Raw genomic sequence first — 13218 nt, 5'->3', positions numbered from 1 at the left:
TTTTTGCCGTCTTGTTGAGTTTTTTTATACACGAAGGGGGAGCGGTGAGATTAAACCTGGAAGCGTTACTGATTTTGGATGCGCTCGATCGGCATGGTTCCTTTGCCGCCGCGGCGGCAGTGCTGTTCAAAACGCCGTCGGCACTGAGCTATATGGTGCAGAAACTGGAGAACGACCTCGATATTACGTTGCTTGATCGTTCCGGCCATCGGGCGAAATTTACCGACACCGGCAAATTGATGCTGGAAAAAGGCCGGTCGATATTACGGGCGGCGCAGGATTTGGAGCAGCAGGCGCGTTATGTAGAAAACGGCTGGGAAAGCGAAATCACGCTGGGCATTGACGCTTCATTTCCGTTTGAGCGCTTGCTGCCACTGATTGAGGAGTTCTATCAACAGCATCACCATACCCGCCTGCGTTTTGGTCATGAGGTGCTGGCCGGATCCTGGGAATCCCTGGTTTACGGCTGCGCGGATATTATTGTCGGTGCAATCTGTGAGCCCCCGTCGCAGGTAGGCTATGCTTTTAGCCAGTTGGGAAGGTTGGATTACGTGTTTGCCGTGGCTCCGCAGCACCCGCTGGCGGCGTTGGCGGAACCCTTGCCAAAGGATCAAATCCGCCAGCACCGGGCGGTGGTGGTGCGTGATACCTCGCGGGTGAACGCGCCGCAAAACCTGAACATCCTCGAGGAACAAGACACCTTGACGGTCTTCGGTTTCGACGCCAAGTTGCGTGCGCAACTCAGCGGCCTGGGTTGTGGTTATTTGCCGCGTTATTTGGCTGAACCTTACCTGAAAAGCGGCGAACTGGTGGCGAAAAGCGTCGAATCGGAACGCTGTAGCGACGTTGCTTATTTTGGCTGGCGAGAAAGTGCCAGCGGCCTGGCGGCGAAATGGTGGCGCGAGCGGTTACAGCAATATGCCGATGCCGGCGGTGTCTACCCGGAACACTGATTTTTCACCTTCGGGTGATAATACAAGGAAGTAGAGAAATGAAAGCAGGGATGTGGCTATGGGTGATGTTACTGGCCGGCTGTAGCGCCGGCAGCGAAAACCGCACTGCGTTGGAAAGCGTGGCGACTTCAGTTCAGCCAACGAAGCTCCAGCGCAGCAATTATCCGGAAAGAATGCGGCAGGCCATCACGCAGGAAATGCAGTTGCCCGGCAAATATAAGTCCAAAAGTTGTTCGATCAGCATTCATCTGTTGCCGGATGGATCTTTGAAAGACTTTAAAGTGCTGGAAGGTGACGCAGAGCTGTGTGCAGCGGCAAGCCAGGCAGTACAACGTGCCAAACTGCCGAAAATGGCCAATGAAACCGAGTACGCGTTATTCCACAGCGTGGTACTGGATTTTGTTCCCTGATGAGGCAGTTGGCTTACCGCATCGGATGCGGTAAGCCATGCACCAGTTACAAAATACCTTTCTGCGCAAAGGTGATGCGAGTGGCCTCATTGAGATCGAGTTCAGGTATCCGGTCGGGCCTGAGCCAGGTGACTTCCTGAAACTCTTCATTGAAGGTGACCTGACGATTGGCACTGACACAATCGAAGATCAGATACAGCATGTAGATCTGTTCTGTTGTCCCATCAGGATAAGTCTTGGTACGAACATCATCCCTGAAAGTCCAAGGGGTGATCTGGGTAATTTCCAGTGCTTCCCCCAGTTCTTCCCTGATCTCACGACGAAGGGCTTCCTCAATCGTCTCGCCGGGGTCCATACCTCCACCGGACAGCGCCCACTGGCCGGGGAAAACGCCGCGGTCATCGGCCATTTTGCACAGTAAATACTCGCCATTATTTTCAATAATCGGGCAGACGATGGTCCTTTGACGCATGTAACCTCCTGATGTCATAAGTTCTTATTAGCCAATCAGATAACAGCTGTTATCAAGCCAGAATACTATTCACGGTAGTATCCCGTTGAACTCGATGGGGCATCCGTGATCGGGTTCTCATCAACAGCAATGGCATAAATAGCTGATTTTTAACTTTGCTTTGCCGCTTTCGTTATTTTGAGCACTCCTGCGGCTCGCTGATACTGAGCAAAATCTCAAACAGCGAGCCGCGCAATGTCCTCAGCCAAAAGCCACAGCCACTATTTGCATCCTGCCCAACGCCATTGGATACAGCAACTTAACCAGCGTTGGTCCTGGCGGCTGGAGCTGCCGACCTGGGGCATTATGGCAGCGGTTTACGGCGGCTGGTTTGGCGTGGTGCAGTACTGGCAGGCGCTGGGGCCGTGGCTTGGCACGCCAATGTTAATTCTGCTGACCACCTGGTATATGTCGCTGCAACACGAGCTGATCCACGGTCATCCCACGCGCTGGCCGCGGCTTAATCAGTTATTCGGCCTGCTGCCGTTGGCGGTGTGGTATCCCTACGGGCTGTATCGCGACTCGCATATTCAGCATCACCGCAATGAACATCTGACCGTTCCGCATGAAGACCCCGAAAGCTATTACTTCAGCCAGGCACAGTGGCAGCGCTTTCCACGGCTGTACCCGCTGTTGGCCAGAGTGCGCAATACCCTGAGCGGACGCCTACTGGTTGGCCCGGCGCTGGATATTGTCGCTACCGGGGTTAATGCGCTAAAAGCGATCGTTGCCGGTGAGTTACGTACTCTGGCGATGTGGCTGGTGCATTTGCTATTGCTGGTGGGGGTATTGAGCTGGTTGCAACAGCACGGCATTGGCACCGGGTTTTATCTGCTGGCCATCAGCTATCCGGCGTTGGCGTTGACCAAGGTAAGATCGTTTTTTGAGCATCGTGCCGTTGAAGCTCCGCAGGCACGTTCTATTATTAATGAGGCAGCCTGGCCGTGGCGGCTGTTGTTTCTTAATCTGAACTATCATTTAGTTCACCATGATCTCCCCGGCTTACCGTGGTACGGTTTACGGCAGGTGTATCTGGCGGAGCGTGATGAATACCAGCAACGCAGCCAGGGATTTGTGGTGGCGGGCTATGGCCAGTGGGTGAATGAATACGCGTTTACCCCGGTGGCCGTTGAGGTTCATCCGTTTCATGCCGGCAAGCCGCCAAGGGAAACGCAGGGCGAAAATGAAGCCTGGCCGGCAGAGACATTTATTGTGCGATGGAAGCGCGCTTCTCAGGATTTTCCAATCGATCTGGCCAAATAGCCGGAAAATACACAACAAGAGGAAAAAATATGGCAATCACCCCATCACGTGGTCGCGGGTTAGCTTTGGCACTGAGTTTACTCGCGGCAAGCCTCGGTGTGGCACAGGCGGCTGATACGGTGCGCGTTGGCTCCAAAATCGATACCGAAGGTTCGTTGCTCGGCAATATTATCGTGCAGGTGCTGGAATCCAACGGCATCAAAACCACCAATAAATTACAGCTCGGCACCACCAAGGTGCTGCGTGGGGCGATCACCTCCGGCGAAATTGACGTCTATCCGGAATACACCGGCAACGGCGCATTTTTCTTCTCTGATGAAAAAGACCCGGCGTGGAAAAACGCCCAGGCCGGTTTCGAAAAGGTGAAGAAGCTCGATTATGACAAGAACAAAATCGTCTGGCTGGATGCGGCTCCGGCCAACAACACCTGGACCATTGCTATCCGTCAGGACGTGGCGGATGCCAATCACCTGAAAACGCTGGCCGATTTGGGCAAGTGGATCAACGGCGGCGGCAAGTTCAAGCTGGCCGCTTCGGCAGAATTTATCGAGCGTCCGGATGCGCTGCCTGCGTTCCAGAACGCTTACGGCTTTAAGCTGAACCAGGACCAGTTGCTGTCACTGGCCGGCGGTGACACGGCGGTGACCATCAAGGCGGCAGCGGAGCAAACCTCTGGCGTCAACGCGGCCATGGCCTACGGTACCGACGGCCCGGTAGCGGCGCTGGGGCTGGTCACGCTGGAAGATCCAAAAGGGGTGCAGCCGATTTACGCACCGGCACCGATTATCCGCGAGGCAACGCTGAAACAGCATGCCAACATCGCCGAATTGCTGAAGCCGGTATTTGCGACACTTGACGGCCCAACGCTGCAAAAACTCAATGCGCAGATTGCAGTGGAAGGTCAGGACGCCAAACAGGTGGCGGCCGCCTATCTGAAAGAGAAAGGGTTGGTTAAGGGGTAACGCCGCTGGCCCCCGTTGGGGGGCCAACATGGAGCTGGAGAGTTTCTTTGATTATTGCCGTAAAAAACCGCGTATTACTGACGCTGCTTATTCTGTTGCTGCTGGCCGCATTTGGCCTGCCGTTTCTCAGCTATGCCCCCAATCGCCTGCTGTCGGGCAAGAGCATTTCCCTGATTTCCCTGATGCACGGCCCGGCGCTGTGGTTGCTGGTGCCCATGTTGGCGTTGGCGGTACTCAGCCTGTTGGCACCGGTCAGGCGCCATGCGTTGCTTACCGCGTTGACGGCTTCGGTGTTGCTGGCATTAACCTTCTGGTTGAGTGGGCATGCGGCCCAACAGTTGGCGTTGGAGGGATCCAAACTGGCGCGAACTTCCTGGGGCAGTGGTTGCTGGTTGATGCTGGCGCTGAGCCTGTTGATGGCCGCCGACGCCCTGACCCGTATCACCACCTCGCATTTTTGGCGCATTCTGGGCAACCTGTTGGTGGTGCTGCCTGCGCTGGTGCTGTTGTTTAGCCATCAGCTGGATCAGCTTTCGCTGCTGAAAGAGTACTACAACCGGCAGGACGTATTTGACGCCGCACTGTTGCAGCATTTGACCATCCTGCTGGCCACGCTGGTACCGGCGCTGTTGATTGGCATTCCGCTCGGGGTGCTGTGTTTTCGCTCTGTACGCTTACAAACACCGATATTTTCTACTCTGAACATTATCCAGACCGTGCCGTCGATTGCGCTGTTCGGCTTGCTGATCGCGCCATTAGCCGGGCTGGCAAAGGCGTTGCCCTGGCTGGCAGAACACGGCGTCAGCGGTATCGGCATGGCTCCGGCGATTGTCGCCCTGGTGTTGTATGCGCTGTTACCTTTGGTGCGCAGTGTAGTGGCCGGATTGCAGAGCGTGCCGGCCAGCGTGATTGAATCCGCCAGTGGCATGGGGCTGACGCGTGGGCAGATCTTCTTGCGCGTGCAACTGCCATTGGCGTTGCCGCTGTTCCTGACCGGCGTGCGCATTTTGGCGGTGCAGACCGTCGGCATGGCGGTGGTGGCGGCGCTGATTGGTGCCGGAGGTTTTGGCGCCATCGTTTTCCAGGGCCTGCTCAGCAGCGCGCTGGACTTGGTGCTGCTGGGGGTGATCCCGGTGATCGTGATGGCGGTAATCGTCGATTCGCTGTTTAAATTTTTGGTTTCAATTTTGGAAGTGTCACGCCGATGATTCAGTTTAATCAGGTCAGCAAGATTTTTCAGGGCAAGCCGGCGGTGGACGATCTTACGCTGCGGATTGCCAAGGGCGAATTTGCCGTACTGATCGGCACCTCTGGTTCTGGGAAATCCACCACGTTAAAAATGATCAACCGACTGATCGAGCACGATCAGGGCAAGATTTACTTTGCCGACGAGGAGATCCAGAAATTCAAACCGCAGGATCTGCGCCGCCGCATGGGGTATGCCATTCAGTCGATCGGCCTGTTCCCGCACTGGACGGTGGAAGAGAACATTGCCACCGTGCCACAACTGCTGAAATGGCCGCGTGCGCGCATTCGCGACCGGGTGACCGAGTTGCTGGAGCTGCTGCATCTGGAGCCGGATCTGTTCCGCCGCCGTTACCCGCACCAGCTTTCTGGTGGCCAGCAGCAGCGGGTTGGGGTGGCACGTGCGCTGGCCGCCGACCCAGAAGTGCTGCTGATGGACGAGCCTTTTGGCGCACTGGATCCGGTGACCCGTGCAGCGCTGCAGACAGAGATTGCACGTATCCACCATCTTTCCGGACGCACCATCGTACTGGTGACGCACGACATCGATGAAGCGTTGGCCCTGGCGGACCGCATTGTACTGCTCGATCAGGGCCGCATCGTGCAGCAGGGCACGCCGCTGGAACTGTTGACCGCACCGGCCAACGATTTTGTGCGTGATTTCTTTGGCCGCAGCGATCGCGGTATCAAGCTGCTGTCGCTGGAAACGGTAGCGCAACGGGTGCGGCCTGGCCAGGTGGAGGGAGAGCCTATTGCCGCCACCATGAGTCTGCGTGAAGCACTGTCGGTGTTTGTGGCACGCGGCAGCGAATGTCTGCCAGTGATTGGCGAACAGGGCGAAGCGCTTGGCGTGCTGCATTTCAGCGATCTGATTGTGCAAAAGGCGCTGTCATGAGTGCGCTTCGGGCCCTGCGCTGGCTGCGCGATCCGCTGCCCTGGACCTTTGCCCTGTTGTTGGCACTGGTGTTTGGCATGAATCATTTACACGGCCTGTTTGCCGCCTGGTTCCCGGATCTGGACCGGCCGGTGTATCAGCAGGACAGTTTTATCTCACTGGTATGGGCGCATCTGTTGCTGGTGGCGGTTTCCAGCCTGGTTGCCGTGGTGATTGGCGTCAGCGCCGGCGTCGCTGTCACGCGCCGCGCCGGTAAGGAGTTCCGCTCATTGGTGGAAACGCTGGTGGCGGTGGGGCAGACTTTTCCGCCGGTGGCGGTACTGGCGATCGCGGTGCCGGTGATGGGCTTTAGTGAACAGCCGGCGATCATCGCGCTGGTGCTGTACGGTTTACTGCCGATTTTGCAAGGCACGCTGGCGGGGATTGAGTCGGTGCCCAGCGCCACCCGTGAGATTGCGCAGGGGGTAGGGATGAGTTCCCGGCAGATCCTGTGGCGCGTCGAACTGCCGCTGGCGGCGCCGGTGATCGTCGCCGGGATCCGTACCTCGGTGATCATTAATATTGGCACGGCGGCGATAGCTTCTACCGTCGGCACCAAAACCCTGGGATCGCCGATTATTATTGGCCTGAGCGGCTTTAATACCGCTTATGTTATCCAGGGCGCGGTGGTGGTGGCCCTGTTGGCGATCATTACCGATATGCTGTTTGAGCGCTGGGTACGCCATCTCACCGCCTGGCGTCAGCAGGCGCTGGTGGCTTCTTCTTCTGCCGGATAAGGGAACATGATGCAGGTATCTTTACCGATGTACGGCGTGACACATCAACCGGCGGAAGCCTTCTGGCGGGTGCTGCGTGACAAGTTACTGCAACTGGGATTAGCGCAAGCGCCCGAGTCGCTCAGTTGGCCGCAGGATCTGGCGCAGCACTGGCAGCGCGATGACTTGTTGCTCAGCCAAACCTGCGGCTATCCGCTGGCCATCAGCCTGCCGCAGGTGCAGCTGGTGGGCACCTATCATTATCGCGTTGAAGGTTGCGAAGGGCCGGAATACAGCAGTTGGCTGGTGGTGCGTGATGACGAACCCGGCGAGCAGCTGGCGGATTTTCGCGGCCGGGTTGCGGCCTATAACAGTACCGATTCGCAGTCTGGTCATAACAGCTTGCGGGCGTTGATTGCGCCGCTGGCTCAGGAGGGCAAATTCTTCCGCGCCGCCATCGCCTCTGGCGCGCATTATCAGTCGATCAAACTGATCCAGAATCGGCAGGCGGATATTGCTGCCGTTGACTGTGTCAGCCTTGAACTGTTGAAACGGGCACAGCCGCAGGCACTGGTGGGGCTAAAAATTATTGGGCGAACGGCGAGCGTACCGGGGTTGCCGCTGATTACTTCGCGACAAACCCCGCCGGAACAGCTGGAGATCCTGCGTGCCGGGGCCAGGGCGATGCTGGGTGAAGCGGTGAGCGACAGCCTGTTGATCGGTGATTTCAGCCTGGTGCCGCGTTCGGCATACCAAAAAATCGCCGGGCTGGAACAGCAGGCCGCCGCGCTTGGGGTGACAAGGCTGTAAGCTTACAGCAGCCCGCCGCCGTCAATATCGATAATGCTGCCGGTGATAAAGCCGTTTTCCATCGCCAGCAAATAACCCGCGGCCACCTCTGCCGCCTGGCCAACACGCCCAACCGGCAGCCCAGCGCCGGTTTTGGCAAACATAGCCTGACGCTGTTCGGCGCTCATGGCGTCGTAAGCTTCGGTGACCGTGACGCCAGGGCTCACCACGTTAACCCGCCGCGGTGCCAACTCTTTTGCCAACTGCTTGCCGATGGCCTCCAGTGCCGCATTAATACCGGTTTTAATCAGCTGGCCGCTGAGGTATTTCCGCGACAGCTGGCCGGAGGTCAGGGTGATGGAACCCTGTGGCGCCAGGGTGGGCAATGCCGCCTGAATGGCTCGCAATGCGCCCCACAGTTTGACGTCGAAGTTGGCCTGCGCTTGGTCAAAGTCGATATCCGCCAGCAGTCTGGCCTGCACTACCGGCCCGGCGGTGAACACCAGATGATCGAACTCGCCGACTTCGGCAAACAGCGCACGCAGTGAGCTTTCATCGGTCACGTCAGCCTGCATCACCCGCAGGTTACCGCTACCGTCGGCAGGCTGATAGTGCTGCATGCTGCCGACGCGGCGGGAGGCCAACACCACATTGGCCCCGCGTTCTATCGCGGCATAAGCCACTGCCGCACCAATGCCGCTGTTACCGCCGAGGATCACCAGTTTTTGCCGGTTCAGGGAAGAAGAAGGAATAGTCATGATAGCGCCTCAATTTCAGTGAGTTTCAGTGCTATCTATCATTCCTGATTGAAAATCCGTGAGCAATTGGCCTAAATGGCAAACACTTGTAAAATTATTTTAATAGTTTGCGGGCCGCAGGAATAACCCATTACCTCCTTTATCGACCTCGAAGTGTTTGTCCGGACGGTGGAAGGCGGCAGCTTTTCAGCGGCGGCGCGTGCGTTGGATATGACGCCGGCGGCTGCCAGCATTGCGATTAAAAGGCTGGAACAGCGCCTGGGGGTACGGCTGCTGGTGCGTTCTACCCGCAGCTTGCGCCTGACGGAAGAAGGGCAGCGCTATCTCGACAGTGCCCGGTTGGCCCTGGGGGCGCTGGCGGAGGGTGAACAGGCAATACGCGAGAAACATCAGGGATTGTCCGGCGTGCTGCAGATCTCCGCACCCTCGGATTTTGGCCGTAACCTGTTGCTGGGCTGGCTTGATGAATTCAAACGGCAACACCCGCATATCCAGCTGCAGTTACTGATTAATGACCGCCATGCCGATCTGTTTCGTGAACCGGTGGATATTGCGCTGCGCTTTGGTCAACTGGCGGACTCTTCGCTGGTGGCGCTACCGATCCTGCCGCAGCACCGACGGTTGATTTGTGCCAGTCCGGCTTATCTGCAGCAACATGGCACGCCGCAAACGCCAGACGAACTTGCTCAGCACAGCATTCTGATTTATCAACCCAGTGGGCACAGGCAGGCGGAATGGCGCTTTTGGCGAGGCGATGAATTGACGGAGGTGCCGCTGACTGGCCGCTACTTTACCGATGACGGTGAAATAGCGCGTCGCTGGGCGCTGGCCGGGCACGGGATTGTCCGTAAATCAGCCATTGATGTGGTGGCGGATATTCAGGCCGGACGTTTGGTAACGCTGTTGCCGGAGTGGCAAAGCGACGCGGTGCCCATCAGCCTGGTTTGTCCACATCGCTCGCAGGTGTCGGAGCGCGTCAGGTTACTACAGCGCTTTTTACAGCAGCGCTGTCAGGACTGGATGACGCATCACTTGGTCTGAGTGCTGGCTGCCGGGGTCGCGCTGGCAGCGGCTTCGCTGGAGGTAGTGGTTTCTTCGCTTGGCGTGGTGGAACGGGTGTACATATTCAGCCCGGCCAGGAAGACGCCGCCGAGTGAACCAAAGGCACACAGAAAGATAACGATGATGAACGATTTTTTAAGCATTGGGATAATTTCGCAGGTTGCCCGGAACAGCGGGAATTATAGTCTCTTCAACGGACGAAACAAGAATCGTTTTTATACCCGTCGTCTTTCAAGCTGCAGCAGTTACCGTAGGGGGCGAATATATTCGCCCCGATGGATGCGGGCGCAGCATGCAGCGCCCCTACCTTATTGCTCCACGTTCTTTATACGGCTGGACGGGCGCGCAAACAGGAATTTGCCCAAGGTTACCAGCACCACCGCCGCGACGATAATCACCAGTGCTGCCCATTCACGTGGTGCCAGAGATTCGCCGGCAAAGCTGATGCCGAGCAGCACCGCTACCACCGGATTGACGTAGGCATAGCTGGTTGCCACCGCCGGGCGTACGTTTTTCAGCAAAAACATATAGGCGCTGATCGCCAGCATCGAGCCGAAGACAATCAGGTAACCCAGCGCGAAGAAACCTTTGGCGCTCGGCATCTGCGTCAGATGCTCGCCGCTGAGCTGGCTGACCACCAGTAGCACCACGCCGGCCACTAGCATTTCCGCTGCTCCGGCCATTGGCCCGGCCGGCAGAGAGATACGCGATCCCAGTACCGAGCCAAAGGCCCAACTGGCGGAGGCCAGCAGGATCAACAGCGCGCCGGTGGGGTTGCCGACCAGATTATTACCGGTATTGAGCAATATAATCCCCACCAACCCCAGCCCAATGCCAGCCCATTCCAGTTTGGTATTACGCATGCCCCACAGCAGGCTGAAGCACAGGGTGAACAGCGGCACTGTCGCCACCATTACGGCGGCAATGCCGGAAGGCACATGCTGATGTTCTGCCACCGTCACCAGGCCGTTGCCCACCGCCAGCAGCAAAATGCCAATGGTCCCGGCGGCCAGCCACTGCTTTGCCGTCGGCAATGCATGGCCGCGCAGCGCTAAAAAGCCAAACAGCACAAGACCGGCGACCAGAAAGCGGATACCGGCCATCATCAACGGCGGCCAGCTCTCCACGCCCAGACGAATAACGAAATAGGTCGAACCCCAGACAATATATAACGTGAACAGCGCCCCGATTAACGGCAGGACGTTACGGCTACTTTGGCTCAGCATGGATTTTAATTCTGCAGGGAAGGTTATTATTAGAGGACTCAGTAAACCCGATCGGGCAGAGGATAAGCAACGCTTTTCAATACTTTTTTAAGCGTGCAATGGGCTGGCTTTCCGGTGGTTATTCATCGGATGACGCCAGCCTGCTGGCTGCCTTACGCCGGGTGTCGGTTACAGCAATGAAATACGGTAGGCGCAGCGCCGTGCACCGGCCAGGATATGTTCGGAGCGTTCAACCTGCGCCTGTAATACCTCGGTGAAAACGCTCAATTCTGCGCGGCAGAATCCCTGGCAAACGGCGGCGGCGGCGCAAATAGGGCAGTGGTTTTCTACCAGCAGAAAAGAGCCGTCTTCCTGTAGGCTTGATTCGGCCATGTAGCCTTCGCGACAACGGATCGCCGTCAGGCGCGCTACGCGTTCCTGCAAATCCGTGGCGCCGACCATTGCCTGTTTGTAGTTAATGCGCGTTTCCTGCTCGCGGGTGTCGATCAACAACTCGATTGCCTGTTCGCCCAGCTTGTCGCGCACGGTGCGCAGCAGCTGTACTGTCAGTTCGGAATGGGTATCCGGAAAGCGTGCATTGCCTGCGGCGGTCAGGTGCCATAGCTGCACCGGTCGGCCGACACCGCGAGTTTCCGCCACCGCTTCAACCAACCCATCTTTTGCCAGCTTGACGAACTGCTGGCGCGCGGCTTCACCGGTGGTGCCAAGGACTTTACCTGCATCAGAAGCTTGCTGTGGGCCGCGGGTTTTCAACAGTGTCAGCAAACGGTCACTGACCGATTGTGCGGGACTACCGCTATTTTCCAAGTTTATTCTTGACATATTTCTCCGCCTCGCCCTACTCTTATTCCAAGATAATTCTTGTTAAATCTAACGCAGTCTCACAATTAACTCAATGCCATTCCTCTGAAAACAGGACGACAACTGTGATAACCAACGATGATAGCCGCTGGGCCGATCTCTTTTCCGGTAAAAATGGTGCCAGTGCGATCGCGCTCTCACTCGGCGTAGCGCTGCACGCCATCAATATTCTGGTCGCCACCACCATTCTGCCCTCGGTGGTGCAGGATATTGGCGGTCTGAGTCTGTATGCCTGGAATACTACGCTGTTTGTGGTGGCGTCAATTCTGGGTTCGGCATTATCGGCTCGTTTACTCAGCGGTTACGGGGCTCGCAGTGCCTACGTGGTGGCGTCACTGTTCTTTATTGCCGGGGCGATGCTGTGCGCGCTGGCGCCGTCAATGCCGGTGATGCTGATTGGCCGAACCGTGCAGGGCTTCGGTGGCGGGCTGATTTTCGCGCTTTCGTACGCCATGATCAATCTGGTCTTTGAGCAAAAGCTTTGGCCGCGGGCGATGGCATTGATTTCAGCGATGTGGGGTATCGCGACTTTGGTGGGGCCGGCGGTGGGCGGCATTTTTGCCGAACTGAACGCCTGGCGCTGGGCTTTTGGCATCCTGTTGCCGGTGATGGTGCTGTATGCCGGGTTTACCTTCCTGATCCTGCCGAAAGGCAAACCGCAGCAACAGGCGGCACCACTGCCGTTGGCTCAGCTGCTGTTGTTGACGACGGCGGTCCTGGTGGTGTCCGCCGGCAGCCTGGCGGACAGCGCGTGGATCAATCTTGGCGGCATTGCGTTGGCGGTGCTGATGATGGCCTGGCTGATACAGCGTGAAGCGCACTCCCGTGCCCGCTTGCTGCCGAAGGGGGCCTTGCGCCGCGGTTCGCCGCTGGCCTCGTTGTATATCACCGTCTCTCTGTTGGTGGTGGGCATGACCAGTGAAATCTTCGTGCCTTATTTCCTGCAAACGCTACACGGTCAGTCTCCGCTGATTTCCGGCTATATCGCTGCCACCATGGCGGCGGGGTGGACGTTATCGGAAATCCTCAGTTCCGGCTGGCGCAGTGCAGGCATTCGTCGGGCCATTGTCAGCGGGCCGCTGTTGGTGTTGGTGGGGCTGCTGGCATTGGGCCTGCTGATGCCGATACCTTCCGGCGGCCATTGGGCCGGGCTGACGCCGATTGTGATTGCCCTGACGGTTGTGGGTTTTGGTATTGGTTTCGGCTGGCCGCATCTGTTGACGCGTATTCTGCAGGTTTCGCCTGAGGCCGATAAAGATATTGCTGGGGCTTCAATCACTACGGTGCAACTGTTTGCGACTGCCTTTGGTGCTGCACTGGCCGGGATGATTGCCAACCTGGCCGGGCTGAATGTGCCGGGAGGGGCGGCGGGGGCGGCCTCTGCGGCGCGCTGGCTGTTCCTGCTGTTTGCACTGGCGCCGCTGCTGGCGGTGTTCAGCGCCTGGCGCTGTGCGGCAATCGCACCACCGGTTGCCGACAGCGACAAGCTGGTACCAGACTCGTCGGCTCTGTCGTCCTAGCAGCGAAA

Annotated in this window: 15 protein-coding genes; 10 read left to right on the top strand and 5 right to left on the bottom strand. The window is 57.6% G+C overall.

Annotation, left to right across the window (positions count from 1 at the left end; genetic code table 11):
• Positions 1-44 precede the first annotated feature (44 nt).
• Together FCL49_RS07585 and FCL49_RS07580 are read left to right on the top strand one after the other, a co-directional pair.
• Positions 45-953, top strand: a complete 909-nt coding sequence (locus FCL49_RS07585) for a LysR family transcriptional regulator (protein ID WP_174353041.1) — start codon at positions 45-47, stop codon at positions 951-953.
• Positions 954-991: 38 nt separating this feature from the next.
• Entirely contained in the window at positions 992-1363 is a 372-nt protein-coding gene (locus tag FCL49_RS07580) for a cell envelope integrity TolA C-terminal domain-containing protein (RefSeq protein WP_174353040.1), read from the top strand.
• Positions 1364-1409: 46 nt separating this feature from the next.
• On the opposite strand, the gene nudI is transcribed toward FCL49_RS07580, so the two are convergent.
• Entirely contained in the window at positions 1410-1835 is a 426-nt protein-coding gene (gene nudI / locus FCL49_RS07575; RefSeq protein ID WP_174353039.1) for a nucleoside triphosphatase NudI, read from the bottom strand.
• A 234-nt stretch (positions 1836-2069) separates the two neighbouring features.
• On the opposite strand from nudI, the gene FCL49_RS07570 reads away from it, so the two are divergent.
• From FCL49_RS07570 to FCL49_RS07545, 6 genes are read left to right on the top strand one after another with little or no spacing between them, the layout of a single operon-like run.
• Entirely contained in the window at positions 2070-3137 is a 1068-nt protein-coding gene (locus FCL49_RS07570; RefSeq protein ID WP_174353038.1) for a fatty acid desaturase, read from the top strand.
• 29 nt (positions 3138-3166) lie between these two features.
• Positions 3167-4099 (top strand): glycine betaine ABC transporter substrate-binding protein OsmF, encoded by a 933-nt coding sequence (gene osmF / locus FCL49_RS07565; RefSeq protein ID WP_174353037.1) that lies wholly within the window; start codon positions 3167-3169, stop codon positions 4097-4099.
• Positions 4100-4146: 47 nt separating this feature from the next.
• Entirely contained in the window at positions 4147-5307 is a 1161-nt protein-coding gene (locus FCL49_RS07560) for an ABC transporter permease (protein WP_174353036.1), read from the top strand.
• Complete coding sequence (locus FCL49_RS07555; protein WP_174353035.1) at positions 5304-6239, top strand: ABC transporter ATP-binding protein; 936 nt, start codon at positions 5304-5306, stop codon at positions 6237-6239. The genes FCL49_RS07560 and FCL49_RS07555 overlap by 4 nt, the downstream gene beginning before the upstream one ends.
• A complete protein-coding gene (locus FCL49_RS07550; RefSeq protein WP_254611008.1) occupies positions 6236-7015 on the top strand; it encodes an ABC transporter permease in 780 nt (259 codons plus the stop codon). Before FCL49_RS07555 ends, FCL49_RS07550 begins: the two co-directional genes overlap by 4 nt.
• A gap of 9 nt (positions 7016-7024) precedes the next feature.
• Positions 7025-7804 carry a phosphate/phosphite/phosphonate ABC transporter substrate-binding protein gene (locus FCL49_RS07545; protein WP_174353487.1) on the top strand — a complete coding sequence of 260 codons (780 nt, stop codon included), beginning with the start codon at positions 7025-7027 and terminating at the stop codon, positions 7802-7804.
• Positions 7805-7806: 2 nt separating this feature from the next.
• Here FCL49_RS07545 and FCL49_RS07540 read toward each other — a convergent pair whose 3' ends face one another.
• Entirely contained in the window at positions 7807-8541 is a 735-nt protein-coding gene (locus FCL49_RS07540) for an SDR family oxidoreductase (protein ID WP_174353034.1), read from the bottom strand.
• 129 nt (positions 8542-8670) lie between these two features.
• Here FCL49_RS07540 and FCL49_RS07535 point away from each other — a divergent pair, with 129 nt between their 5' ends.
• Entirely contained in the window at positions 8671-9582 is a 912-nt protein-coding gene (locus FCL49_RS07535; RefSeq protein WP_174353486.1) for a LysR family transcriptional regulator, read from the top strand.
• Here the strand turns inward: FCL49_RS07535 and FCL49_RS07530 are convergent.
• The 3 genes from FCL49_RS07530 to FCL49_RS07520 form a co-directional block, all read right to left on the bottom strand.
• Positions 9570-9746, bottom strand: coding sequence for a hypothetical protein (locus tag FCL49_RS07530; RefSeq protein WP_174353033.1), 177 nt, complete (start codon positions 9744-9746; stop codon positions 9570-9572). The two genes, FCL49_RS07535 and FCL49_RS07530, sit on opposite strands and share 13 nt — an antisense overlap.
• A gap of 165 nt (positions 9747-9911) precedes the next feature.
• A complete protein-coding gene (yedA, locus tag FCL49_RS07525; RefSeq protein WP_174353032.1) occupies positions 9912-10829 on the bottom strand; it encodes a drug/metabolite exporter YedA in 918 nt (305 codons plus the stop codon).
• A gap of 168 nt (positions 10830-10997) precedes the next feature.
• On the bottom strand, positions 10998-11651 hold the full coding sequence (locus FCL49_RS07520) for a helix-turn-helix transcriptional regulator (RefSeq protein ID WP_174353031.1): 654 nt from the start codon (positions 11649-11651) through the stop codon (positions 10998-11000).
• Positions 11652-11755: 104 nt separating this feature from the next.
• Between FCL49_RS07520 and FCL49_RS07515 the strand changes: the two genes are divergently transcribed.
• On the top strand, positions 11756-13210 hold the full coding sequence (locus tag FCL49_RS07515) for an MFS transporter (protein WP_174353030.1): 1455 nt from the start codon (positions 11756-11758) through the stop codon (positions 13208-13210).
• The last annotated feature ends 8 nt before the right edge of the window (positions 13211-13218 follow it).

The sequence above is a fragment of the Serratia proteamaculans genome, from assembly GCF_013337185.1.
GTDB lineage: Bacteria > Pseudomonadota > Gammaproteobacteria > Enterobacterales > Enterobacteriaceae > Serratia > Serratia proteamaculans_D.
The sequence above is the reverse complement of the archived record's forward strand: the minus strand, read 5'-3'. Positions and strand labels throughout refer to the sequence as shown.

Excerpts from the sequence above, each read along its gene's own strand:
- FCL49_RS07580 (WP_174353040.1), top strand. The coding sequence starts at position 992 with ATGAAAGCAGGGATGTGGCTATGGGTGATGTTACTGGCCGGCTGTAGC.
- nudI (WP_174353039.1), bottom strand. The coding sequence starts at position 1,835 with ATGCGTCAAAGGACCATCGTCTGCCCGATTATTGAAAATAATGGCGAG.
- FCL49_RS07570 (WP_174353038.1), top strand. The coding sequence starts at position 2,070 with ATGTCCTCAGCCAAAAGCCACAGCCACTATTTGCATCCTGCCCAACGC.
- osmF (WP_174353037.1), top strand. The coding sequence starts at position 3,167 with ATGGCAATCACCCCATCACGTGGTCGCGGGTTAGCTTTGGCACTGAGT.
- FCL49_RS07555 (WP_174353035.1), top strand. The coding sequence starts at position 5,304 with ATGATTCAGTTTAATCAGGTCAGCAAGATTTTTCAGGGCAAGCCGGCG.
- FCL49_RS07550 (WP_254611008.1), top strand. The coding sequence starts at position 6,236 with ATGAGTGCGCTTCGGGCCCTGCGCTGGCTGCGCGATCCGCTGCCCTGG.
- FCL49_RS07545 (WP_174353487.1), top strand. The coding sequence starts at position 7,025 with ATGCAGGTATCTTTACCGATGTACGGCGTGACACATCAACCGGCGGAA.
- FCL49_RS07540 (WP_174353034.1), bottom strand. The coding sequence starts at position 8,541 with ATGACTATTCCTTCTTCTTCCCTGAACCGGCAAAAACTGGTGATCCTC.
- FCL49_RS07530 (WP_174353033.1), bottom strand. The coding sequence starts at position 9,746 with ATGCTTAAAAAATCGTTCATCATCGTTATCTTTCTGTGTGCCTTTGGT.
- yedA (WP_174353032.1), bottom strand. The coding sequence starts at position 10,829 with ATGCTGAGCCAAAGTAGCCGTAACGTCCTGCCGTTAATCGGGGCGCTG.
- FCL49_RS07520 (WP_174353031.1), bottom strand. The coding sequence starts at position 11,651 with ATGTCAAGAATAAACTTGGAAAATAGCGGTAGTCCCGCACAATCGGTC.